Below are 22,166 nucleotides of genomic sequence, written 5' to 3'. Positions count from 1 at the left end.
GGGACGAGGATGACCGGCACGGCGCGGCGGCGCGCGCGGCTCGCGGTGCTCCCGGCCCTGCTGGCCGCCCTCGTGCTCGCCGGCGCCCCGGCGTGCGGGCAGCAGCGGGCGGGAGGGCCAGCGGTGAGCGGTTCGAGCGACGACGGCAGCGGCGCGGCGGTGCCCACCGCCTCGACCACGCCCCGGGGCCCGACCCCGGGCGCGCTGACGGGTGCCCGCCCGCAGGTGGGCGGTTCCCTGCGGGTGGAGGTGGACGACGGCGGCGCGGTGCGCACCTGGACGCTGACCTGCGCCCCCGACGGCACCCCGGGCGGTGACCACCCCGACGCCGCGGGCGCCTGCGCGGCGATCGCCGCCGCGCCGGACCCGTTCGCGCCCGTGCCGCCCGACCGCGCGTGCACGCAGGTCTACGGCGGCCCGCAGCGCGCCACGGTCACCGGCACCTGGGCCGGGCGGGAGGTCTCGGCGACGTTCTCGCGCACCGACGGCTGCGAGATCGAGCGCTGGGAGCGCCTGGCGCCGCTGCTGCAGCCGGACCCGGCCACCGCCCACCGCGCGAGCCCGCCGTCCTGAGGCGGGTCCTCTCGAGCGGCCCGCGCGGAAGCGTGCGGAGGTGCGCGGCGTTGGGACGGGCGTGCTCGTCGAACTGTTCACCTCCGCCTTCTGCGGGCCGTGCCGCGGCGCCCGGGCGGTGCTCACCGAGGTCGAGCGCCTCGTGCCCGCCGCCCAGCTCGAGGAGGTCGACGTCGCGGGGGACGTGGAGCGCGCGCGGGCCGCCGGCGTGACCGGCACCCCCACGGTCGTGGTGCGCACCGACGACGGCGCCGAGGTGTTCCGCTCGCGCGGGGTGCCCACGCTCGCCCAGGCGCTCGCGGCGGTGGCGCGCGCCGCCTGACGCCCCGGCCCCGTGCGGGCGGCTGCGCGCGGTGCGGTCCTCAGGCCACCTTCACCGAACCCGCGTCCACGGCCCAGTTCTGCCCGATGGCGCTGGGCATGGCCGGCGAGGCCAGCAGCAGGACAGTGCGGGCGATCTCGGCGGGGTCGACGAGCTCGCCGGTGAGCATCCCGTTCTGCTGCGCCATGCCGGCCACCAGCGCGTCGTGGTCGACGCCCAGGGCGCCGGCCAGCTGCGCGCCGAAGCCGTCCGGTCCCACCAGCAGCGGGGTGCGGGTGCCGCCGGGGCTGACGGTGTTCACCCGGACGCCGCGCGGGCCGACCTTCTCGGCCAGGCCGCGGGAGAACGCGGCGAGCGCGGCCTTGGCGGCGGTGTAGGGCAGCGGGGCGGCCATGGAGCGGCGTGCGCTGTCGGAGCCGACGTTGACGACGGCCCCGCGCGCGGCCAGCAGCGCCGGCAGGGCGGCGCGAGTGGTGCGCACGGCCGCGAGGAGGTTCAGGGCGAGGGTGTCCGCCCAGGTGTCGTCGTCGCCGTCGACGGGGTCGGCGAGGGAGCCGGGGTCCGCGCTGCCGCCGCCGGCGTTGTTGACCAGGACGTCGAGGTGGGGGTCCTGCTCGAGCACCTCCTCGAGCAGGAGCCGCGGGCCGTCGGCGGTGGCCAGGTCCGCGGCGACGAACGTGGCGCCGGTGGCCTCCAGCTCGGGGGTGGTGCGACGGGCGGTGGCGACGACGCGCGCGCCCTCCGCCAGGGCGGCGCGGACGACCTCGAGGCCGATGCCTCGGCTGGCGCCGGTGACGAGCACGCGGCGGCCGGTGAGCTGCAGGTCCACGGGTGGCTCCTTCTGGGAGTGCGGTCCTCGGGGGTTCCCGAGGTGGAGCTACAACTGCAACACCGTCGTCGCACTTCTGTCAAGAGCGACAAGTGTGTCGCACTTCTTCGGCTAGGCTGGTCCCCGTGACGGGGACCCGACGGCTGCGCGCCGACGCCGAGCGCAGCACGGAGCGCATCCTCGAGGCCGCCGAGGCGGTGCTCGCCGAGGACCCCGGCGCCCCGCTCGAGCGCGTCGCGGACGCCGCCGGGCTGGCCCGCGCGACGGTCCACCGCCGCTTCAGCACCCGCGGCGCCCTGCTCGAGGCGCTGGGTGCCCGGCTCGACGCCCGCTACCGGCAGGCGTTCGAGGAGTCCGCGGCGCTGACCGACGAGCCGCGCGCGGCGCTGGAGCGGCTGGCCCGGCGCGTCTTCGAGCTCAAGGTCGGCAACCGGTTCGCCCTGGGCCTGTCCGACTCCCCCGGCGAGGACGTCCTCGACCTGCTCGACCGGCTGGTCGAACGGCTGCGCGCCGCGGGCGACGTCACCGCGAGCGATGCGGCCTGGTGCCGCGGGGTGTGCCTTGCCCTGCTGGAGCAGGTGCACCTGCTCCCGGCCGGCTCCCCCGCGCTGGACGGCGACGGCCCGCAGGACCCAGGGAGCCCCGACGACCCCGAGCGGGCCGGGGCGCGCGCGACGCTGTTCGTCCGCGCGTTCCTCGGCGCGCTGGGCCCGCACGGCGGGTCCCCCGCCGCCGGGGTCAGCGCTGCGCGAAACCCTCCCGCGGCGGGTTGCTGACCCGCGGCATGCGGCGCTGCGGCTCGTCCGGCGCGGCCCAGCGCACCCCGTTGGCGAGGACCTGCTGGACCTCGGCCTGCTGGTAGACGGGGTAGTCCTGGTCGCCGGGGCTGAAGTAGAAGATGCGCCCGCGCCCGCGCGTGAACGTCACGCCCGAGCGGAACACCTCCCCGCCGGCGAAGGAGCTGATGAACACCAGGTCGTCGGGGTCGGGGATGTCGAAGAACTCCCCGTACATCTCCTGCTCGGGGATGACCAGGGGGTTCGGCACGCCCTGCGCGATGGGGTGGGAGGGTTTCACCGTCCACACCAGCTCGCGCTCGCCCTCGTTGCGCCACGCCAGCGAGCAGGTCGTGCCCAGCAGCCGGCGGAACACCTTCGAGAAGTGCCCGGAGTGCAGGACGAGCAGCCCCATCCCGCCGAGGACGTGCTCGACCACGCGCTCGACGACGGCGTCGTCCACGGCGTCGTGGGCGGCGTGGCCCCACCACAGCAGCACGTCGGTGCGCTCGAGCACCTGCTCGCCCAGGCCGTGCTCGGGGTCGGCCAGGGTGGCGGTGGAGACCTCCGCGCCCGGCAGCAGCCGGCGCAACCCGGCGGCGATCGCGCCGTGCATGCCGTCGGGGTAGTGCTCGGCGATGCTCGGGGGGTTGCGGTTCGCCTCGTGCACGCCCTCGTTCCACACCAGCGCGCGCAGCGCCCGCTCCCCGCTCACGGCTGCCCCGCTCCCCCGCCCCGGTGGGGCTGCTCGAACCGCTCGGAAACCTCGAACTGCTCGACGTCCTCGGTGCGCCCGGAGGCGACCGAGCGGACCGCGGCCTCGCACACCGCCAGGCTGGGCAGGTTCGAGCGCCCGGTGACCTCGGGCGCCGGTCCCCCCCGCACGGCGCGGTGGAACTGCTGCAGCCCCGCCGAGCGGCCCCAGAGCGGCAGCACCGGCAGGTCGACGCGCTCGGGTGCGCCGCCCTCGCGGCTGAGGGTGACGACGTCGTCGGCGGGGCCGTCCTCGCCGCGGCCGGTGAACGCGATGCGGCCGTGCTCGCCCTCGATGCTCCACTCACCGTCCCAGGCGGTCTGCGGGGCGCGGCTGACCCAGCTGCCGCGGTAGCCGGCGACGAGCCCGCCGCTCATCTCGATCGTCAGCACCGCGGAGGCCTCCTGCTCGAACCTGCTCCACGGCGGGTCGGTGACCGTGGCGTGCACGCGCACCGCCTCGCGGCCGGTGACCATCCGCAGCAGGTCGAAGTGGTGGATCGCCATGTCGAAGAGCAGCGGGTGGGGGAACGCGTGGTGCGGGTTCCCGCCCGGCGGCGCGTCGTTGCCCCAGCGCCGGAAGTCGACGTGGACGACGGAGAGGTCCCCGACCGCGCCGGCGGCGATCAGCTCGCGCACCGCGCGCGGGGCCGGGTAGGCGCGGTAGTTCTGGCTGACCTGCAGCACCAGGCCGCGCTGCTCGGCGCGCTCGACGGCGGTGCGGGCCTCGGCCACGCTCGGCGCGAACGGCTTCTCCACCAGCACGTGCAGCCCCGCGTCGAGGACCTCCAGGGCCACGGGCACGTGGGAGCGCACGGGCGCGGTCACCAGCACCCCGTCCGCCGGCACGGCGGCCAGCGCCTCGGCCAGGGAGGTGAAGCAGGCCGCGTCGGGCAGGCCCAGCTCCTCCTGCGCGCTGCGCAGCGACGGCTCGTGGGCGTCGACGACCGCCACGCGCTCGACCTCGCCGACCGGCGGCAGGGCGTTGCGCTCCCAGTCGCGGCCCCAGCCGCCGAGGCCGACGTGCACGAGGCGGGTGCGCGGGGTCCCCGTACCCGGGGCGGGATCTGCGTCGACCACGGTCGCGACGCTAACACCGGTCCCCGCCCGGTGCGCCCGGTGCGCCCGGTGCGCCCGGTGACCGCGGGCGCCGGTGCGGTGCGGGCGCCGGTGCGCGAGGGTGGGGCGGTGACGCCCTGGCCCGACCACGTGATCTGGTGGCACCTGTACCCCCTGGGCTTCACCGGCGCCCCGGTGCGACCGGGCGCGCAGGGCGGCCCCGAGGACGGCACCGGCCCGGTGGTGCACCGCCTGCCGCGGGTGGAGGGCTGGCTGGACCACGTCGTGCGCCTGGGCCTGAACGGCCTGGCGCTGGGCCCGGTGTTCGCCTCCCAGACGCACGGCTACGACACCGTCGACCACTTCCGCGTCGACCCGCGCCTGGGCGACGAGGACGACGTCGACCGCCTGGTCGCCGCCGCGCACGGGCGCGGGCTGCGCGTGCTGCTGGACGGGGTGTTCAACCACGTCGGGCGCGCCCACCCGGCGTTCCGGCGCCTGGAGGCCGAGGGGCCCTCGGCGCCGACGGCGGGGATGTTCCGGGTGGACTGGTCCGGCTGGCGCCCGGGCGAGCCGGTGCGCGCGGAGGTGTTCGAGGGGCACGAGCAGCTCGTGGCGCTGGACCACTCCTCCCCCGAGGTGGCCGAGCTGGTGGTGCGGGTGGTGCGGCACTGGCTGGACCGCGGCGCGGACGGCTGGCGCCTCGACGCCGCCTACGCCGTGCCGCCGGGGTTCTGGGCGCGGGTGCTGCCCGAGGTGCGCCGCACCCACCCGCACGCCTGGTTCACCGGCGAGGTCATCCACGGCGACGCCGCGGGCATCGTGCGCGCCTCCACCGTGGACTCCCTGACGCAGTACGAGCTGTGGCAGGGCGTCTGGCACGGCATCGCCGACCGCAACCTCTTCGAGCTGGCGCACGCGGTGCAGCGCCACGTCGCGCTGCTGGCGACGTTCACGCCCTCGACGTTCGTGGGCAACCACGACGTCACGCGCATCGCCTCGGCGGTGGGCGCCGACCTCGTCCCGCACGCCCTGGCGGTGCTGTTCACCGTCGCCGGCGTGCCCAGCGTCTACGCCGGCGACGAGTTCGCCGCCACCGGTGTGAAGGAGCAGCGCCTCGGCGGCGACGACGCCGTGCGGCCGGAGTTCCCGGAGCACCCGCCGGAGGAGGGTTCCCTGGCGCCGGCCGCGCGCGAGGTGCTGCACGCCCACCGGGCGCTCATCGCGCTGCGCCGGCGCAACCCCTGGCTGGTGCGCGCGCACACCGACGTCGTGCACCTGCGCAACCGCGAGGCGGTGCTGCGCACCGCGACGGGTTCCGGCGCGGTCGTCGTCGCGCTGAACCTCGACGACGCGCCCACCGCGCTGCCCGCGGCCGGCGCGCGCACCGTCGCCTGCGGCAGCGGGCGCCTGGAGGGCGGGCGGGTGCACCTGCCGGCGCGCGGCTGGGCGGCGCTGGAGGGCTAGAGCGCCCGGCCGGGCCCGGTGCCCCGGCGGTCCGCGCGCCGGTTCAGGCGGCGAGGTGCCCGCCCGCGCCCCGGGCGCGGTGCGCGTCGAGGTGCACGACCGGCGCGCGCCCGGCGCGCCCGGCCTCGAGCACCAGGCGGGTCGCGCCGCCGAACCCGGTGCCGCGCGGGGCGACGAGCAGGTCCTCGTCGCGCCCGGCCCCGGCGACCCCGCCGACCAGCGCGCCGGCGATCAGCGCCCCCGCGCCCGCCGTCAGCCCCGCCACGGCCAGCACCCCGGCCAGCACCCCCGTCAGCACGTCCACGACGACCCCCGCTCGACCCGCCGGTCGGACCTCCCGACCCGGCACCGCCAGCGTGCGCCGGGGGCACCTGCCGGAGCATCGGCCCGGGGTGTGAACCGGCCGGCACCCCTCCTCCACCCGCGGGCGGAGGCGGGGTGCGACCGGGTCGTCGACGAGCCCGGGTCGTCAACCGGTGTTGACGCGAGGGTGTTCGTCAACACATGATGACGCATGGCCGAACCCGACACCCTCGTCTCCGCCGGCACCGACCCGGACCCCGCGGTGGGGCTGCGCGCCGTCGTCGCGCTGCGCCGCCTCGTCGAGCGGCTCGAACGGCTCCAGGTCGAGCGGGCCCGGGAGCTGGGCTGGTCCTGGGCCGACATCGCCGGCGCCCTGGGCGTGTCCAAGCAGGCCGTGCACCGCAAGCACTCCACCCGCGACTGACCCGAGAACCGCAGGAGGACACCGTGTTCGAACGCTTCACCCCCCGCGCCCGCGAGGCCGTCGTCGGCGCGCAGCAGGTCGCCCGCGACCTGGGCCACCACGAGGTCCGCGACGACCACCTGCTGCTGGCGCTGCTGGGCACCGGCGGTGTCGGCGCCGACGTGCTGCACGCCGCGGGGGCCGACGCCGCGCGCCTGCGCGAGCACCTCGCCCGGCCCGACGAGCCGGGCGAGGACGCCGAGGCGCTGCGCGCGATCGGCATCGACCTGGAGACCGTGCGCCGGCGCGCCGAGGAGGTCTTCGGCCCCGGCGCCCTGGAGCGGCCCGCCGGCCGGGGGCGCCGGGGCCTGCTGGGCCGCCTGACCGGCAGCCACCTGCCCTTCGCGCGCCCGGCGAAGAAGGCCCTGGAGGAGTCGCTGAGGGCCGCGCTGGACCTGCGGCACGACCGCATCGGCACCGAGCACGTGCTGCTGGGCCTGCTGCGCGTGGACGGCCGGGCGGTGCGGGCGCTGGCGGCCACCGGCGTCGCGCTGGACGCGGCGGGCGCCCGCGCCGCCGTGGTGGAGGCGCTGCGCCGCTCCGCGTGAGGGAGCGGCGCAGCAGCCGGGCTCAGTGCTCGGTGAGCCAGCCGTACGGGGCCGCGAGCTGCTCGGCCTCCGCCGGCCCCCACGAACCGGGCTCGTACGGGCGCAGCTCACCGCGCTGCTGCAGCAGCGGGGTCACCACGCGCCAGGCGTCGCGCAGCCCGGCGGAGGTGGTGAACAGCGCCCGGTCGCCGATGAGCACGTCGCGCAGCAGCGCCGCGTACGGCGGCAGCGGCTGCGCGTCGGGCAGCTCGGCCAGGTCCAGGTACAGCCGGCCCGGCACGAGGTCGTCCGAGACGCCCGGGCGCCGGGCCGTCACGCCCGCCCACACGGTGCCGTTGCCCGAGAGGGTGAAGGTGATCGTCTCCGGCTCGTCGGTGCGCGCGCCGTGGCCGTGCACCTGCGCCGTCGGCGGGCGCAGCACCAGCGTCACGTGCTGGTGGCTCTCGGCCAGCTTCTTGCCGGTGCGCATCACGAACGGCACCCCGCGCCAGCGGTCGGTGTCCACCCACACCCTCGCCGCCACGAACGTGTCCGTGCCGGACTCGTCGTCGACGTCGGCCAGGCGGCGGTAGCCGCTGGACTGCCCGAGGACGACCTCGGCCGGGTCGATCGGGCGGAAGCACGCCAGCACCGACTCGCGCGCCTCCTGCAGGGCGTCCGGGCCGGTGCCCGCCGGCGGCTCGGCGGCCACCTCGGCGGCCACCTGCAGCATGTGGGTGACGAGCATGTCCAGCGTGGCGCCGGTGGCGTCGTAGAACTGGGCCCGGTCGTCCACCCCGAGCGTCTCGGGCACGTCGATCTGCACCTGCGCGACGTGCTCGGCGCTCCACACCTGCTCGAACAGCCGGTTGGCGAAGCGCAGCACGTGCAGCTGCTGGGTCGCCTCCTTGCCCAGGAAGTGGTCGATGCGGAAGACCTGCTCCTCCTCGAACACCGACTGCACGAGCTCGTCGAGCTGCTCGAAGGACTCCGGGGAGGTGCCGTACGGCTTCTCGTAGACCACGCGCGCACCCTCGGCCAGGCCGTGGGCGGCGATCGCGCGGGTATAGCCCTCGAAAGTCGACGGCGGCAGGGCCAGGTAGTGCACGACCTGCACGTCCCCGCCGCCGTCCCCGCCGCCCAGCTCGCCGCGCACCCGCGCGAGCACGTCCAGCAGCTCGCCGGGGTCGTCGGCGCTGAACCCGCCGCCGGCGAAGCGCAGCCCGGCGGCCACCTCGTCCAGGACGCCCTGGTCCAGGTCCTTGCCGAACTCGCGCAGGCCGTCGACGACGTGCCGGCGGTAGTCGTCGTCGCTCAGCGAGCGCCGGCCGCTGCCGACCAGCGCCCACCGCTGCGGCAGCAGACCGGCCTTCGCCAGCGCGGCGAACCCCGGCATGACCAGCCGCTTGGCGAGGTCGCCGGTGGCGCCGTAGAGGACGAAGACGGTCGGGGTGCTCGTGCGGGTCTCGCCCGCCCGTGCCTGGCTCACCTGGGTCTCGCTCACCGCAGCATCCTCACCCACGCGCGGGCGCGCCCGCTCAGGCGGGGTGCTCCGCGCCGTCACCGGCCCACTCCACGTGGAAGGCGCCCTCGCGGTCCACGCGCCGGTAGGTGTGCGCCCCGAAGAGGTCGCGCAGGCCCTGCACCAGCGCCGCCGACGAGCGCGGCCGGCGCAGCCCGTCGTAGTACGCCAGCGCCGAGGCGAAGCCGGGCGCGGGGATGCCGTGCGCGACGGAGTGCTGCACGACGCGCCGCCACGCCTCCTGCCCGTCGGCCACCGCCTGCGCGAAGTACGGGTCCAGCAGCAGCGAGGGCAGGTCGGGCTGCTTCTCGTACGCCTCGCGGATCCGGTCGAGGAACTTCGCGCGGATGATGCAGCCGCCGCGCCAGATCGTGGCCATCGCGCCGGGGTCGACGCCCCAGCCGTACTCCTCGGAACCGGCCCTGATCATGTCGAAGCCCTGCGCGTAGGCGACGACCTTCGAGGCGTACAGCGCGGCGCGCACGTCGTCGACGAACGCGTCGGCGTGGGCGGCCTCGACGAAGGGCGCCTCCTCCGCCGGGCCGGGCAGCACGCCCTGCGCGGCGGTGCGCTGCTCGGTGTGCCCGGACAGGGCGCGCGCGAAGACCGCCTCGGCGATGCCGGAGACGGGGGTGCCCAGGTCCAGGGCCGTCTGCACCGTCCAGCGCCCGGTGCCCTTCTGCTCAGCGGCGTCGAGGATGACGTCGACGAGCGCGACGCCCTCCTGCGTCGGGTCGTCCTTGGCGAGCACCTGGGCGGTGATCTCGATGAGGAAGGACTCCAGGTCGCCGGAGTTCCAGGAGGTGAAGACCTCCGCGAGCTGGGCGGGGGTGCGGCCCAGGCCGTGGCGCAGCAGGTCGTACGCCTCGGCGATGAGCTGCATGTCGGCGTACTCGATGCCGTTGTGGACCATCTTCACGAAGTGCCCGGCCCCGTCGGGGCCGACGTGCGTGGAGCACGGGGTGCCGTCCACCGAGACGGAGATGTCGTCGAAGACCGGGCCCAGCGCCGCGTAGGCGTGTTCGGAACCGCCCGGCATGATGGACGGGCCCAGCAGGGCGCCCTCCTCGCCGCCGGAGACGCCCACGCCGGCGAAGTGGATGCCCCTCTCGCGCAGCGCGGCCTCGCGGCGGCGGGTGTCGGCGAAGTGGGCGTTGCCGGCGTCGACGAGGATGTCGCCCTCGCCCAGCAGCGGCGCCAGCTCCTCGATGACGGCGTCGGTGGGGGCACCGGCCTTCACCATGACGATCACGGTGCGGGGGGACTCCAGCGAGTCCACGAACTCCTGCGCGGTGTACCCCGGCAGGAAGGTGCCCTCGTGGCCGAACTCTTCCACCAGCGCCCTCGTGCGCGCCTCGGAGCGGTTGTGCACGGCGGTCACGTACCCGTGGCGGGCGATGTTGCGGGCCAGGTTGCGGCCCATCGTGGCCAGGCCCGTCACCCCGATCCGGGCCTTCAGCCCGGAGCTCTGCTGCGTCGTCTCAGTCACCCGCGGCAGTGTTCCACGCGCGTGCTCCCGGTCACAGGGCCCCGACAGGGCCCCGACAGGGCCCGCGTGACGGGCGGGGACCCCTTGCCCGCTCGGCGGTGGCGCGGTAGTGGGGAGGCGGGCGCCCGGCCGCCCGGGCACCGCGGGCGCGCCCCTGCGAAGCTGGGCGCGCACCGCCGAGCCACCGGCGCCAGGACCGCAGCCCGAGGACGGGATCCCGTGAGCGCCCGCAGCGCCGACAGCAGCCCCCCGACCGGACCCCCCGCCGGGCCGCCCGAGCCCCCGGCCGGCCCCCCGCCGCCCCGCGGCCGCCTGCCCCCGTCGCGCCGGCTGGCGCAGTTCGTCGGCGGGCTGGTCCTGGCCGCCACGGGGGTGTGGGGCTCGCTGCAGGTGCAGCTCGGCCTGTCCTCGTGGGACGTGCTGCACGCCGGCGTCGCGCAGCGCACCGGCCTGTCGTACGGCACCGTCGTGGCCGCCGTGGGCGTGCTGGTGCTCGTCGCCTCCGGCCTGCTCGGCGTGCGCCCGCGCCCGGGCACCCTGGTCAACGTCGTGCTCGTCGCCGGGCTGCTCGACGCCCTGCTGGCCTCGTCGTGGCTGGACGGCCTGGCGAGCGCGCCGCTGCCCGTGCGCGCGCTCGCCCTGGTGCTCTCGGTGCTCGCGCTGGGCTTCGGCGGGGCCGTCTACATCGGCGCGGGCCTGGGCAGCGGCCCGCGCGACAGCCTGATGGTCGCCTGCCACCTGCGCGGCTGGCCGGTGGGCCGCTCCCGGGCGCTCATCGAGGTGTCGGTGCTCGCCGTCGGCTGGCTGCTGGGCGGACCCGTCGGGGTCGGCACCGTCCTGACGGCCCTGGCCCTGGGCCCGGTGACGCAGTTCGCGTTCCGGGTGCTGCGCCAGTCGCCCGGCGCGGGCACCTGACCGGCGCCGCCACCGTCCGACCGCCCGCCGTTCAGGCGCCGTCGGGGGGCGGCTGGCCGGGCGCCGGGCGCCGCCGGGTGACGGTGCCGTGCAGCGGCAGCCGGCGCACCGACACCCCGCGCGCCTTGCGGCGGTTGGCCGCCGCCGTGCGCTCGCTGAGCAGGATCGCCCTGCGCAGCGCGCGGCCCGGCCCGTCCGGGGGGGCCTCCTGTCGTCGTGGCACGCCCGCCTCCCGTCCCTCCCGCCGCGCCGTCCGTGGCGCGGGGTGCTCGCGCTCCCCCCGGGGAGCGGCGGCCCCGGGGGAGCACATGTGTAACCCACCGCGGGGAGGGCTGCCAGCGAGGACGCCCGGGTGCACCCGTCCGGCGCCGCCTCAGCGCGCGCGGGGCGTCAGGGGGGTGGGCGGGTGCGGCGGCACGCGGTTCGGCCCGGCCTCGGGCGGGCGCGGGCGGTCCAGCGGGTGCAGGCGCACCGCCACCAGCGCCACGTCGTCGTCGTGGTCGGCCGGCACCAGCCGCTCCAGCACCGCGTCGCACAGCGCCTCCAGCTCCAGCCCGCCCAGCTCGGCGACCGCGTCGTGCAGGCGCTCGACGCCCCCCTCCAGCGAGGAGCCGCGCCGCTCGACGAGCCCGTCGGTGTAGAGCAGCAGCGTCGAGCCGCGGTCGACGGTGATGGCCGCGTCGGTGCGGCGGGTGCCGGGGTCCACGCCCAGCAGCAGCTGCGGCGGGTGGGCGCTCAGGGCGCTGACCGTGCCGTCCGGCGCCAGCAGCACCGGCGGCAGGTGCCCGGCGCTGGACCAGCGCAGCCGGGTGACGTCGCGCTCGCGCTCGTCGCGCACCTGCTCCAGGCGCGCGACCAGGGCGGTGGCGGTGGTGTCCACCGCCAGGCCCTGCATGGCGGCGTCCAGGCTGGCCAGGACGGTGGCCGGGGCGGCGCCGCTGGAGTACGCGATGCCGCGCAGCAGGCTGCGCACCTGGCTCATCGCCGCCGCGGCCTCGACGTCGTGGCCCATGACGTCGCCGATGACGAGCACGGTGGCCCCGTCGGGGACCACGAAGGCGTCGTACCAGTCGCCGCCGACCTGCGCCGCGGCGGCGGCCGGCTGGTAGCGCACCGCGACCTGCACGTGGTCCGGCTCCACCGGGGCGGTCAGCAGGCTGCGCTGCAGGCCCTCGGCGATGCGCTGCTGCTGGGTGTACAGGCGCGCGTTGTCCAGCGCCAGGCCGGCGCGGTCGGCGACCTCCACGGCCGTCAGCAGGTCCTGCGGCGGCAGGGGCGCACGGTCGGCGCCGCGGAAGAGGCTGACCAGCCCCACGGTGCGTCCGCGCGCACCCAGCGGCAGCATGACGAACGACTCCGGCGCCAGCCGCTGCAGCAGCTCGCGCGCCTCGTCGCTGCCCAGGACGTCCACCAGCAGGGGCGTGGCGCCGTGCTCGACGACGACGGGGCGGCCGGTGCGCAGCGCCCGGTACAGCGGGGCGTGCTCACCCAGGCCGCGCAACCGGGCCCGGCGGTAGGCGCCGACCACGGGGCGCATCGCCTCCTCCGCGTGCCAGGAGCCGATGTCGCGCATGCCGCCCTGCTCGTCGACGAGGGTGACCAGGCACCAGTCGGCCAGCGCGGGCACCAGGTGCTGCGCCAGGCGGCCGACGGCCTCCTCGGTGTCGAGGGTGGCGGCGAGGTCCTCGCCCACGCGCTCGATCAGGCGCAGCCGCTCGGCGGCCTCCACCGCGCGCCCGCGCGCGGCCTCGGCCTCCTCGCGCGCGGCCTCCACCTCCTGCTGGGCGCGGCGCCGGGCGGTGATGTCCAGGAAGTACACCGACAGCCCGTCGGGGCCGGGCCAGGCGCGGATCTCGTACCAGCCGTCCAGCGGCGGCGGGTAGTAGGCCTCGAACGCGACGGGCTCGCCCGTGGCCACGGCACGGCGGTAGGAGTCCTCGAAGGCGGTGCCGACGGTGGCGGGGAACAGCTCCCACACCGCGCCGCCGAGCAGCTCCTCGCGGGGGCGGCCCAGCAGCCGCTCCGCCTCGGCGTTGACGTACGCGAAGCGCCACCGCGCGTCCAGCAGGTAGAAGGCCGCCGACATGGACTCCAGCACCCGCGCGATGCGCACGTCGCCCTCGCGCTCGGCGGTGGTGTCGTAGGCGGCGCCCAGCACCCGCACCGCGGTGCCGGACGCACCGGCCAGCGCCTTGCCGCGCGCCTTGACCCAGCGGGTGGAGCCGTCCGGGCGCACCACCCGGTACTCCGTCTCCAGCTCGCCGCACGCGGCGACGCACTCCGCGAGCGCCTGGCTGACGCGGGGCAGGTCCTCGGGGTGCACGCGGGCGTTGAAGGCCTCCAGCGACTCGTCGAAGCCGCCGCGCTCGTAGCCGAACAGCTCGATCAGCCGCTCGTCCCACAGCAGACGGCCGGTGACGAGGTCCAGGTCAAAGCCGCCGATGCCGGCGGCCCCGATCGCCAGCTGCCAGCGCAGCCGCTCGGCGGCGCGCTCGACGGTCGGCTGGGGCCCGGGGGCCGGCACCGGCCCAGCACCGCGCCGAGGGTCGGCACCCACCGGTCCACACCTCCGTGAAGGGTTCGGCGGGTCGCTCCCTGCCACGTCAAGGGTAGGGCCAGCGCGGGGTGCCCCGGGCCCGCCGGCGCGCTCAGCCGGCGAGGACCTGCTGCCCCAGCCGGACGACGAGCACCGCCACGACGGCCAGGAACACCCCGCGCACGAAGCGGCTGCCCGCCGAGACGGCGGTGCGCGCGCCCAGGTAGCCCCCGAGCAGGTTCGCCGCGCCCATGAGCAGGCCCAGGGGCCACAGCACCGCGCCGTGCGCGGCGAAGACCACGAGCGCGCCGACGTTCGTGGCGAGGTTGACGATCTTCGCGGTGGCGCTGGCGCGCAGGAACGCGTAGCCGAGCAGGCCCACGAGGGCGAAGACGAGGAAGGCGCCGGTGCCGGGGCCGGCGATGCCGTCGTAGAACCCGATGACGGCGCCGGTCGCGGCGGCCACGGCGGTGTGGCGCCGGCCGCTGAAGCGCAGCGCCGTGGCGCCGCCGAGCTCCGGGCGCAGCAGCGTGTACGCGGCGACGAGCACGAGGGCCACGAGGACCACGGGGGTGAGGACCCCGTCGGGCACGGCGGCCGCGCACAGCGCCCCGCCGGCCGAGCCCAGCGCCGCGACGAGCGCGGTGGGCAGCGCGGTGCGCAGGTCCGGGTGCACGCGCCGGTAGTAGGTCACCGCGCTGGTGCCCGTGCCCATGGCGCCGGCGAGCTTGTTGGTGGCCAGGGCCTGCACCGGGTCCAGGCCCGGCACGAGCAGCAGCGCCGGCAGCTGCACCAGGCCGCCGCCGCCGACGACGGCGTCGACCCAGCCGGCGCCGAAGGCGGCCAGCACCAGCAGCACGAGGGTCGCGGTCCCCAGCTCGGCGAAGGGTTCGAGGCTCACCGGCGGGTCCGCGCGGCGCTGGGGCGGGGTGCGGGCACCGGCACAGCCTCCCAGGCCCGTCGCGGCGCCCGGGCACGGCCCGCCGCGCCGCGGGTTTCGGCGCACCGGTCCTCGCACCGAGGGTGCACCGCACCCGCGGCGGTCGGCGCACCGTCGACCTGCCGGCGCGAAGAGCGTTGCGGCGCAACGCTTCCGCGGGAGCGCAGCCGTGCGGCGGGGATTTCCCCGCACGGCCGCGGGTGTGCTGCAATGACCGCCGCGAGGGGGAACGGCCCGCGCGTCACCGACCCGCGCGACGAGCCCGCGGCACCGAGAGGACGGACCACCGTGGACCCCGCCGTCGTCCTGGCGAGCTTCCTGCCCGTCCTGCTGCTGGAGCTGCCCGACAAGACGTTCGTGGCCACCCTCGTGCTCGCCACCCGCTTCCGGCCGCTGACCGCGTGGGTCGGCGTCGGGCTGGCGTTCGCGGTGCAGAGCGCCATCGCCGTGCTCGCCGGCGGGCTGCTGGCCCAGCTGCCCGACCGCCCCGTGGCCGCGGTGGCGGCGGTGCTCTTCGCGATCGGCGCGGTGGTGCTGCTGCGCGGCGCCGCCCGGGCGCGCGCCGCCGAGGAGGAGGCCCTGCACGAGTACGAGCGGCGGGTGCGCGGCGGGGCCCGCGGCCTGCGCGCGGTGGCGTCGTGCTTCGGGGTGGTCTTCCTCGCCGAGTGGGGCGACCTGTCGCAGCTGTTCACCGCCGGGCTGGCCGCGCGCTACGACGACCCGCTGTCGGTGTTCGCCGGGGCGTGGACGGCGCTGCTGGCCGTCTCGGCGCTGGCCGCGGCGGCCGGCGCCACGCTGCTGCGCCGGTTGAGCGTGGCCGCGGTCAGCCGCGTGGGCGGGGTGGTCTGCGCGGTGCTGGCGGTGCTGACCGCCCTGGAGGTCGCGGGCGTGGACCTGCCCGTCTGAGCCGCCCGGGCCACCCCGCGGCGCACCCGCGGCGCACCCCGGGGACACCCCCGCGACACCCCCTCGACCCCGTGGCGCGACCCCGCGGCCGCCCGTGCGCGACCGGTCCGCGACCGGGTCGTGACCCGCGCGTGACCCGCGCACGACCCGCGCACGACCCGCGCGCGACCCGGCGGGGGAGGGTGCCGCCGGGCCCCGGGGGTGCGCGGGGACAAGCCGTCGATCGGGTGATTGACTGTCAGTCACGTGTCGATGACTGCTCTGGCAGGAGCACACGTGGAGGACCCGTGTCGTGGAAGAGCCGCGACGCACGACGCAGGGGGAGGTCGAGGGCTGGTGTTCCTCGTGGTCCTCCCCCCGTCCCCGCGCTCCGTGGGCGTGGCCCGCTGGCTGGTCGCGGAGTGGTGCGTGCCGTGGGTGAAGGCCTCCGAGGTCAGCGAGGACAGCGTCGAGGCGCTGCTGCTGCTGTCCAGCGAGGTGGTCACCAACGCCGTCGTGCACGGCTCGGGCATGGTGCGCGTGGCGCTGTCGCGCCGCGGCTCCTCGCTGCGCCTGGAGGTCTCCGACGAGGGCGGCGGCATGCCGCTGATCGGCGCGCAGCGCGACGACGCCGAGAGCGGGCGCGGCATGGCCATGGTCGAGCTGCTCTCGGAGCGCTGGGGCACCGAGCTGGACGAGGGCCCGCTGGGCAAGAAGGTCTGGTTCGAGCTGGCGCCCACCTGAGGCGCGCCGCTCAGCCGGCCCGCACGACCCCGCCCGCCCCCGCCCGCCGCCCCGCGGCCAGCTGCACGAGGGCGAGCGCCCCCACGAGCAGCAGCGGCGGCACCCACGAGCCGCTCGCCGCGTGCGCGGCGCCCACGAGCACCGGGCCGGCCGCGGCCAGCAGGTACCCCACCGACTGCGCCATGCCCGACAGGGCCACCGCCCCCGCGGCGTCGGCGGCGCGCTCGCTCGTGGCGGCCAGCGCCAGCACCAGCGCCGCCCCGCCGCCGGCGCCGACCAGGACGACGGCCACCGGCACGAGCACCCCGGCCGCGGCGCCGGTGGCGCCCAGCAGCAGGACCACCCCGGCCACCTCCAGCAGCGCCGCGCCGACGGTGGCGCGCCGCGAGCGCCGCGCGTCGGAGCCGGAGCCGCCCACCAGGGCCGGCACCAGCAGGCTGGCCAGCACCCCGGAGGCCTGCAGCAGGGTCAGCTGCCAGCCCGCCTCCGTCGCGCCCAGCCCGGAGCGCTCGCGCAGCAGCGTCGGCAGCCACGCCAGCAGGCTGTAGAAGACCAGCGACTGCGCGCCCATGTGCACGGTGACGGCCCACGCCAGCGGCGAGCGCCACGGCGCGCGGGCCCGCGGCCCGGCGGCGGCGCCGGTGCGCGAGCGCGCCAGCGGCACCCACAGCAGCGCCGCGGCCAGCGCCGGCAGCGCCCACACCACCAGCGCCGTGCGCCAGCCGCCCGGCAGGCGCTCGGCCAGCGGCACCGCCGAGCCGGCCGCCAGGCCGCCGGCCAGCTGCATGAGCACCAGGTAGGCGCTGGCGGCCACCGCGGCGCGGGCGCGGAAGCCGGCGCGCACCACCCCCGGCAGCAGGACGTTGGCGACGGCGATCGCCACCCCCAGCAGGGCGGTGCCGGCGAACAGCGGCACCGGACCGGGCAGCCAGCGCACGCCCGCGCCGGCGACGAGCACGAGCAGGGCCAGCAGCAGCGCGGGCCGCACGCCCAGGCGCCCGGCCGCGCGCGGCACGGCCGCCGAGGCCGCGGCGAAGGCCAGCAGCGGCAGCGACGTCAGGACGCCGGAGGCGGTGCTGCCCAGGCCGGTGCCGGCGGCCACCTCGCCCAGCACCGGCCCCACGCCGGTCAGGGGCGCGCGCATCGCGCAGGCGGTCAGCAGGACGGCCGCCAGCAGCAGCGCGCCGCCGCGGGGGCGGTGCGCGGGGGTGCTCGCGGGGCTGGGCGCCGGGCCGCTCACGCCGCCCGGGCGCGCCGCGACTCCGAGCGCAGGTAGACCAGCCCCAGGACGGGCAGCACCAGGGGCACGAAGAGGTAGCCGCGCCCGTAGGCCGACCAGACGGTCTCGTCGGGGAAGGCGGCCGGGTCGGCCAGGCTCAGGGTGCCCACGACCAGCACGCCGGCCAGCTCGACGGTGCACGCCGCCCACGCCGCGGTGCGCCAGCGCCGGCCGGCGCGCGCCAGGCCCAGGGTGGCCAGGACGTAGACGACGCCGGCGAGCGCGGACAGCGCGTACGCCAGGGGGGCCTCGGCGAAGCGCGTGGCGATCTGCACGGCCGCGCGCGAGACGGCGGCCACGGCGAAGACGGCGTACAGGGCCACGAGCACCCGGCCCAGGCCGCTGGCGCGCCCCGGCGCGGGCCGCCCGGCGCCGCTCACCGGGTCACCTGCAGCAGCAGGGACGCGCGGTAGCCGACGACGGCCACGGCGAAGCACGCCACGAGCAGCACCAGGGTGCTCGGGCGCGAGCGCTCCGCGAGCGTCCAGAACGCCGCCGCGGGCAGCAGCAGGGGCGCCACCACCAGGTAGGCGATCGAGGTGGCCAGCTCCACCGGGCGCGGGCCGGTCACCAGCTGCGCCGCGCCGTCGACGGCCAGGGCCAGCACGCCCAGCTCGACCACGGCCAGGCCCACGAGGTGGGCCCGCCCGACGCGGCGGTCGCGGGCGACGGTGACGACCGACCAGACGGCCATCACCCCGGCGAGGGCGCACACGACGGCGAGGAGGGTCCCGGACACGGGAGAGGACTGTACGAGCCCGCGCGCGAGGCGGCGGCGGCGAGGGCGGCGGGCAGGTCGGCGGCGGGCACCGCGCGGGCGAAGTACCAGCCCTGCGCGGCCGGGCAGCCGGCGGCGCGCAGCTGCTCGGCCTGCCCCTCCCGCTCCACGCCCTCGGCCACCACCGACACCCCCAGCGCACCGGCCAGGGACAGCACCGCCAGCACCAGCGCGCGGTCGCGCCCGGAGCGCTCCAGGCCGGCGACGAAGGAGCGGTCCACCTTGACGACGTCGAAGGGCAGCTCGCGCAGCTGCGCGAGCGAGGAGTAGCCGGTGCCGAAGTCGTCCAGCAGCAGGGTGACGCCCGCGGCGCGCAGCTCGCGCAGCACCTGCGCGGCCACCCCGCCCTCGACCACGGCGCTCTCGGTGACCTCCAGGCCCAGGTGGGCCGGGCCCAGGCCGTGGCGGGCCAGCAGCTCGGCCACGCGCCCGGGCAGGGCGGGCTCGAGCTGGTGGGCGCTGACGTTGACGGCGACGCGGAAGCCGTCGCCGACGACCCCGGCGGCGCGCCAGGCGGCCAGCTCGGCCAGCGCGCGGTCCAGGACCCAGTCGCCCAGCGCGCCGACCAGGCCGGCGGCCTCGGCCACCGGGACGAACTCGTCCGGCGCCACGGCCCCCAGCTCCGCGCTGCTCCAGCGCAGCAGCGCCTCCGCGCCGACGACCGCGCCGGCGCGCTCGCCGCCCAGCGCGACGACCGGCTGGAAGTGCACCGCCAGCTCACCGCGGCGCACCGCCTGCTGCAGGCCCTGCTCCACCAGCAGCACGCGCTCGGCGCGCGCGGCGACGTCGGCGGAGAAGAGCTGCGAGGAGCCCGGGCCGCGCCGCTTGGACTCGTACATCGCCGCGTCGGCGTCGCGCAGCAGCGTGCGCGCCGTGGCCCCGTCCCCGGCCAGCGCGACGCCGGTGCTGCCGCTGACGCGCAGCGGGCGCGCGCCGACGAAGACCGGCTCGGCCCACACCCGGCTCAGGCGCGCCGTCACCGCGCACGCGTCCAGCCGGCCGTCGGGGTCCTCGCACACCACCGCGAACTCGTCCCCGCCCAGGCGCGCCAGCACGTCCTGCGGCCCCAGGGCCGCCAGCAGCCGCGGCACCACCTGCTGCAGCAGCGCGTCGCCGCTCTCGTGGCCGAAGGTGTCGTTGACGTGCTTGAAGCGGTCCAGGTCGATCAGCAGGACGGCCACCGCACCGCCGCGGGCGGCGCGCCGGTCCAGCGCGGCCTGCAGCGCGGCGTGCAGCAGGCGGCGGTTGGGCAGGCCGGTCAGGGTTCGCGCGTGGCGCCGCGCCGCAGCCGCGAGGTCATCCGCGAGGTCAGCACGCTGGTGATGACCACCGTGGCCACGAAGATCGTGACGTTGACCGCCTCCACGCCGGGCACCCCGGGGATCGAGGACAGGGCGACCACCAGGGCGGTGCACACCGCCAGCACGTGCAGCCAGCGGGCGCGCGCGGAGAAGATCCCCGCGTACGGGGCGGTCCACAGCAGGAACAGCAGCAGCGGACCGCCCTGGCCCCGCGCGGAGGCGTAGGCGGCCGCGACGACGACCTGCGCGGACAGGATGCACGCGTGCGAGAGCACCGTCAGCGCCCGCGGGGACAGCCTCGAGATGCTGGCCAGCCCCATCAGGGCACCCGCGCCCAGGGCCACCGCCGCGCACACCAGCACCGGCCGACGGCTCGCCGCGGGCAGCGCGCCCGCGGCGAACAGCGCCGCCAGGACCCCGCCGGCGGCGTACTGCAGCCCCAGCACCCGTGCCAGGGCCCGGCGGGGGAAGACGTCCTCGGCGACCTCCGCGGCCACCACCGGCGCCAGCGCACGCCACATCCGTGCCGAGCTCACGAACCGCTCCCCCCGAGCACCACCCCGTACGGGCACCGGTCCGCCGCGCGACGGGCACCGGTCCCCCACCTGACGTCACAGGATCGCACCATCTGGCGACCCTCGGTCACCACGGCTGGTGCGCACGGGGTGACGCGGGGACGCGCCGGGAAGGATGCCCGGGGCCACCGCGTTGGCACCGGACGGCACCACCCGACGACCCGACGGAAGGACCCCGCCCCCGTGGACCTGTTCTCGCCCGTGATTCTCGGCGACCTGCACCTGCCCAACCGCGTCGTCATGGCACCGCTGACGCGCATGCGCGCGGAGGCCGACGGCACCCCGAACGAGCTGATCGCGGAGCACTACGCGCAGCGCGCGAGCACCGGCCTGATCGTCACCGAGGGCGCCTACCCGAGCGCGGAGTCGCGCGCGTACCCCGGGCAGCCGGGCCTGGTCACCGACGAGCACGTCGCCGGGTGGCGGCGCGTGGCCGAGGCGGTGCACGCGCGCGGCGGGCGCCTGGTGGCGCAGGTCATGCACGGCGGTCGCGTCTCGCACACCGCGATCACCGGCACCGACCGGATCGTGGCGCCCAGCGCGATCGCCATCCAGGGCGAGGCGCACCTGCCCGGGGGCACCAAGGCGCCCTACCCGGTGCCGCACGCGCTGAGCACCGCCGAGGTGCGCGGCGTCGTCGAGGAGTTCGTCGCCGCCTCCAGGCGCGCGGTGCTGGAGGCCGGCCTGGACGGCGTGGAGATCCACAGCGCCAACGGCTACCTGCTGCACGAGTTCCTCGCCCCCGGCTCCAACCACCGCGAGGACGAGTACGGCGGCTCGCCGGAGAACCGCGCGCGCCTGACGGTCGAGGTCGCCACCGCGGTCGCCGAGGCGATCGGCGCGGGCCGCGTGGGCGTGCGCATCTCCCCCGCCCACAACATCCAGGACGCCTCCGAGCCGGACCCGGCGGACGTGGAGGCCACGTACCAGGCGCTGGTGGAGGGGCTGCGCCCGCTGGGCCTGGCGTACCTGAGCGTCCTGCACGCGGAGCCCGCCGGCGACCTGGTGCAGGGCCTGCGCAAGCGGTTCGAGGGCCCGCTGATGGCCAACAGCGGCTTCGGCGTGGTCACCAGCCGCCAGGACGCGGTCGACCTCGTCGCCGACGGCGTGGCCGACGCGGTGGCGGTCGGGCGCATGGTCATCGCCAACCCGGACCTGGTGGAGCGCTGGCAGGGCGGTCACCCGGAGAACGAGCCGGACCCCTCGACGTTCTACGCGCCCGGCGCCACCGGCTACACCGACTACCCGTTCCTCGACGGGCGCACCACCGCCTGAGGCGGGCCCGCCCGGCCGGGGCCACCCCGGCCGGGCGGGCGCGGCGCGCTCAGCGCGCGCCCACCCACAAGCGCACCGCCAGGGCCAGTCCGGCCAGGGCGATCGCCACGCGCAGCACGCGCGGGTCCAGGCGGCGCACCACCGCGGGCCCCAGCCGCCCGCCCAGCAGGCACCCGGCGCCCAGCGCCAGCGCCGAGCCCCACGCGACGTCCGCGAAGAACGCGAAACCCACCGCGGCCACCGCGTTCGCCGCGCCCAGCAGGACGTTCTTCAGCGCGTTGTTGCGCGCCAGCGGCTGGTCGTAGAGCAGCTCGGTCAGCGCCAGCAGCGCCACCCCGGCCGCGGCACCGAAGTAGCCGCCGTACACGCCCACGCCGAACAGCGCGAGCAGCACCAGCGGGTTGCGCGCCGAGGTGCGCCCGGGGCGCAGCCGCTGCACCCGCGGCTGCAGCAGCAGCAGCACCGAGGCCAGCGCCACGAGGAACGGCACGACGCGCTCGAAGGAGTCCGCGGGCAGCGCCAGCAGCAGCGCCGAGCCGGCCGCGCCGCCGGCCGCGGCCACCGGCACCAGCCGCGCCAGGCGCCGGCCCTGCCCGCGCAGCTCCGGGCGCGCGCCCAGCGTGGAGCCGACGGTGGAGCCGAAGAGCCCGACGGTGTTGGTGACGTTGGCGACCACCGGCGGCAGGCCCGTCAGCAGCAGCGCCGGGTACGACACCAGCGAGGCCAGGCCCGCGGTGGAACCCACCAGCCCGGCCCCCGCCCCGGCGGCGAGCAGCAGCAGGGCGTCGGCGGGCGTCACCGGACGATCCAAGCAGAGCCCCGGCCGCCGTCGGGTCGCCGCCCCGCGCGGTCGCG

General features: G+C 77.6%; 25 protein-coding genes. 10 read left to right on the top strand and 15 right to left on the bottom strand.

Annotated features, from left to right (window positions below):
- The first annotated feature begins 9 nt into the window (after positions 1-9).
- On the top strand, positions 10-573 hold the full coding sequence (locus ACRYMN_RS04450; protein WP_432492387.1) for an SSI family serine proteinase inhibitor: 564 nt from the start codon (positions 10-12) through the stop codon (positions 571-573).
- 61 nt (positions 574-634) lie between these two features.
- Positions 635-895 (top strand): thioredoxin domain-containing protein, encoded by a 261-nt coding sequence (locus ACRYMN_RS04445; RefSeq protein WP_432492385.1) that lies wholly within the window; start codon positions 635-637, stop codon positions 893-895.
- Positions 896-935: 40 nt separating this feature from the next.
- On the opposite strand, the gene ACRYMN_RS04440 is transcribed toward ACRYMN_RS04445, so the two are convergent.
- Positions 936-1,724 (bottom strand): SDR family oxidoreductase, encoded by a 789-nt coding sequence (locus ACRYMN_RS04440; protein WP_432492383.1) that lies wholly within the window; start codon positions 1,722-1,724, stop codon positions 936-938.
- A gap of 125 nt (positions 1,725-1,849) precedes the next feature.
- Between ACRYMN_RS04440 and ACRYMN_RS04435 the strand changes: the two genes are divergently transcribed.
- Positions 1,850-2,500: a TetR/AcrR family transcriptional regulator gene (locus tag ACRYMN_RS04435; RefSeq protein WP_432492381.1), complete on the top strand. Its 651-nt coding sequence runs from the start codon at positions 1,850-1,852 to the stop codon at positions 2,498-2,500.
- Here ACRYMN_RS04435 and ACRYMN_RS04430 read toward each other — a convergent pair.
- Together ACRYMN_RS04430 and ACRYMN_RS04425 are read right to left on the bottom strand one after the other, a co-directional pair.
- On the bottom strand, positions 2,463-3,215 hold the full coding sequence (locus ACRYMN_RS04430) for a ThuA domain-containing protein (RefSeq protein ID WP_432492379.1): 753 nt from the start codon (positions 3,213-3,215) through the stop codon (positions 2,463-2,465). The two genes, ACRYMN_RS04435 and ACRYMN_RS04430, sit on opposite strands and share 38 nt — an antisense overlap.
- Positions 3,212-4,333, bottom strand: coding sequence for a Gfo/Idh/MocA family protein (locus ACRYMN_RS04425; RefSeq protein ID WP_432492377.1), 1,122 nt, complete (start codon positions 4,331-4,333; stop codon positions 3,212-3,214). Before ACRYMN_RS04425 ends, ACRYMN_RS04430 begins: the two co-directional genes overlap by 4 nt.
- Positions 4,334-4,441: 108 nt before the next feature.
- On the opposite strand from ACRYMN_RS04425, the gene ACRYMN_RS04420 reads away from it, so the two are divergent.
- Positions 4,442-5,779 (top strand): alpha-amylase family glycosyl hydrolase, encoded by a 1,338-nt coding sequence (locus tag ACRYMN_RS04420; RefSeq protein ID WP_432492375.1) that lies wholly within the window; start codon positions 4,442-4,444, stop codon positions 5,777-5,779.
- 43 nt (positions 5,780-5,822) lie between these two features.
- Here ACRYMN_RS04420 and ACRYMN_RS04415 read toward each other — a convergent pair whose 3' ends face one another.
- Complete coding sequence (locus ACRYMN_RS04415; RefSeq protein WP_432492373.1) at positions 5,823-6,083, bottom strand: hypothetical protein; 261 nt, start codon at positions 6,081-6,083, stop codon at positions 5,823-5,825.
- 210 nt (positions 6,084-6,293) lie between these two features.
- On the opposite strand from ACRYMN_RS04415, the gene ACRYMN_RS04410 reads away from it, so the two are divergent.
- Positions 6,294-6,506, top strand: a complete 213-nt coding sequence (locus tag ACRYMN_RS04410; protein WP_432492371.1) for a helix-turn-helix domain-containing protein — start codon at positions 6,294-6,296, stop codon at positions 6,504-6,506.
- A 23-nt stretch (positions 6,507-6,529) separates the two neighbouring features.
- Positions 6,530-7,093, top strand: coding sequence for a Clp protease N-terminal domain-containing protein (locus ACRYMN_RS04405; protein ID WP_432492369.1), 564 nt, complete (start codon positions 6,530-6,532; stop codon positions 7,091-7,093).
- 22 nt (positions 7,094-7,115) lie between these two features.
- Here the strand turns inward: ACRYMN_RS04405 and ACRYMN_RS04400 are convergent, their stop codons facing one another.
- Entirely contained in the window at positions 7,116-8,576 is a 1,461-nt protein-coding gene (locus ACRYMN_RS04400) for a glucose-6-phosphate dehydrogenase (RefSeq protein WP_432492367.1), read from the bottom strand.
- Between the two features lie 34 nt (positions 8,577-8,610).
- Positions 8,611-10,083: an NADP-dependent phosphogluconate dehydrogenase gene (gene gndA, locus ACRYMN_RS04395; RefSeq protein WP_432492365.1), complete on the bottom strand. Its 1,473-nt coding sequence runs from the start codon at positions 10,081-10,083 to the stop codon at positions 8,611-8,613.
- A gap of 219 nt (positions 10,084-10,302) precedes the next feature.
- On the opposite strand from gndA, the gene ACRYMN_RS04390 reads away from it, so the two are divergent.
- Positions 10,303-10,998, top strand: coding sequence for a YczE/YyaS/YitT family protein (locus ACRYMN_RS04390; RefSeq protein WP_432492363.1), 696 nt, complete (start codon positions 10,303-10,305; stop codon positions 10,996-10,998).
- Between the two features lie 31 nt (positions 10,999-11,029).
- Here the strand turns inward: ACRYMN_RS04390 and ACRYMN_RS04385 are convergent, their stop codons facing one another.
- The 3 genes from ACRYMN_RS04385 to ACRYMN_RS04375 all read right to left on the bottom strand — a co-directional run bounded on the left by ACRYMN_RS04385 (position 11,030) and on the right by ACRYMN_RS04375 (position 14,435).
- Entirely contained in the window at positions 11,030-11,221 is a 192-nt protein-coding gene (locus ACRYMN_RS04385; protein WP_432492361.1) for a hypothetical protein, read from the bottom strand.
- Between the two features lie 150 nt (positions 11,222-11,371).
- A complete protein-coding gene (locus tag ACRYMN_RS04380; RefSeq protein WP_432492359.1) occupies positions 11,372-13,555 on the bottom strand; it encodes a SpoIIE family protein phosphatase in 2,184 nt (727 codons plus the stop codon).
- 91 nt (positions 13,556-13,646) lie between these two features.
- Positions 13,647-14,435 carry a sulfite exporter TauE/SafE family protein gene (locus ACRYMN_RS04375; RefSeq protein ID WP_432492357.1) on the bottom strand — a complete coding sequence of 263 codons (789 nt, stop codon included), beginning with the start codon at positions 14,433-14,435 and terminating at the stop codon, positions 13,647-13,649.
- Between the two features lie 327 nt (positions 14,436-14,762).
- On the opposite strand from ACRYMN_RS04375, the gene ACRYMN_RS04370 reads away from it, so the two are divergent.
- A complete protein-coding gene (locus tag ACRYMN_RS04370; RefSeq protein ID WP_432492355.1) occupies positions 14,763-15,380 on the top strand; it encodes a TMEM165/GDT1 family protein in 618 nt (205 codons plus the stop codon).
- 345 nt (positions 15,381-15,725) lie between these two features.
- On the top strand, positions 15,726-16,103 hold the full coding sequence (locus ACRYMN_RS04365; RefSeq protein WP_432492353.1) for an ATP-binding protein: 378 nt from the start codon (positions 15,726-15,728) through the stop codon (positions 16,101-16,103).
- 10 nt (positions 16,104-16,113) lie between these two features.
- Here ACRYMN_RS04365 and ACRYMN_RS04360 read toward each other — a convergent pair whose 3' ends face one another.
- From ACRYMN_RS04360 to ACRYMN_RS04340, 5 genes are read right to left on the bottom strand one after another with little or no spacing between them, the layout of a single operon-like run.
- Positions 16,114-17,343, bottom strand: coding sequence for an MFS transporter (locus tag ACRYMN_RS04360; protein WP_432492351.1), 1,230 nt, complete (start codon positions 17,341-17,343; stop codon positions 16,114-16,116).
- Positions 17,340-17,762 carry a hypothetical protein gene (locus ACRYMN_RS04355; protein WP_432492349.1) on the bottom strand — a complete coding sequence of 141 codons (423 nt, stop codon included), beginning with the start codon at positions 17,760-17,762 and terminating at the stop codon, positions 17,340-17,342. Before ACRYMN_RS04355 ends, ACRYMN_RS04360 begins: the two co-directional genes overlap by 4 nt.
- Positions 17,759-18,121 carry a hypothetical protein gene (locus tag ACRYMN_RS04350; protein ID WP_432492347.1) on the bottom strand — a complete coding sequence of 121 codons (363 nt, stop codon included), beginning with the start codon at positions 18,119-18,121 and terminating at the stop codon, positions 17,759-17,761. The genes ACRYMN_RS04355 and ACRYMN_RS04350 overlap by 4 nt, the downstream gene beginning before the upstream one ends.
- Entirely contained in the window at positions 18,076-19,371 is a 1,296-nt protein-coding gene (locus ACRYMN_RS04345; protein WP_432492543.1) for a putative bifunctional diguanylate cyclase/phosphodiesterase, read from the bottom strand. The genes ACRYMN_RS04350 and ACRYMN_RS04345 overlap by 46 nt, the downstream gene beginning before the upstream one ends.
- Before the next feature lie 47 nt (positions 19,372-19,418).
- The gene (locus ACRYMN_RS04340) at positions 19,419-19,997 is read right to left on the bottom strand and encodes a hypothetical protein (protein WP_432492345.1); all 579 of its coding nucleotides are present in this window, start codon (positions 19,995-19,997) and stop codon (positions 19,419-19,421) included.
- 222 nt (positions 19,998-20,219) lie between these two features.
- Here ACRYMN_RS04340 and ACRYMN_RS04335 point away from each other — a divergent pair, with 222 nt between their 5' ends.
- Positions 20,220-21,311, top strand: coding sequence for an alkene reductase (locus tag ACRYMN_RS04335; RefSeq protein ID WP_432492343.1), 1,092 nt, complete (start codon positions 20,220-20,222; stop codon positions 21,309-21,311).
- Positions 21,312-21,360: 49 nt separating this feature from the next.
- Here ACRYMN_RS04335 and ACRYMN_RS04330 read toward each other — a convergent pair whose 3' ends face one another.
- On the bottom strand, positions 21,361-22,110 hold the full coding sequence (locus tag ACRYMN_RS04330; protein WP_432492341.1) for a TSUP family transporter: 750 nt from the start codon (positions 22,108-22,110) through the stop codon (positions 21,361-21,363).
- Positions 22,111-22,166 lie beyond the last annotated feature (56 nt).

Origin of the sequence: Kineococcus gypseus, assembly GCF_050871305.1 — a bacterium.
GTDB classification, from domain to species: Bacteria; Actinomycetota; Actinomycetes; order Actinomycetales; family Kineococcaceae; genus Kineococcus; species Kineococcus gypseus.
This window is presented reverse-complemented; position numbering and strand designations above follow the sequence as displayed.

Excerpts from the sequence above, each read along its gene's own strand:
- ACRYMN_RS04450 (WP_432492387.1), top strand. The coding sequence starts at position 10 with ATGACCGGCACGGCGCGGCGGCGCGCGCGGCTCGCGGTGCTCCCGGCC.
- ACRYMN_RS04410 (WP_432492371.1), top strand. The coding sequence starts at position 6,294 with ATGGCCGAACCCGACACCCTCGTCTCCGCCGGCACCGACCCGGACCCC.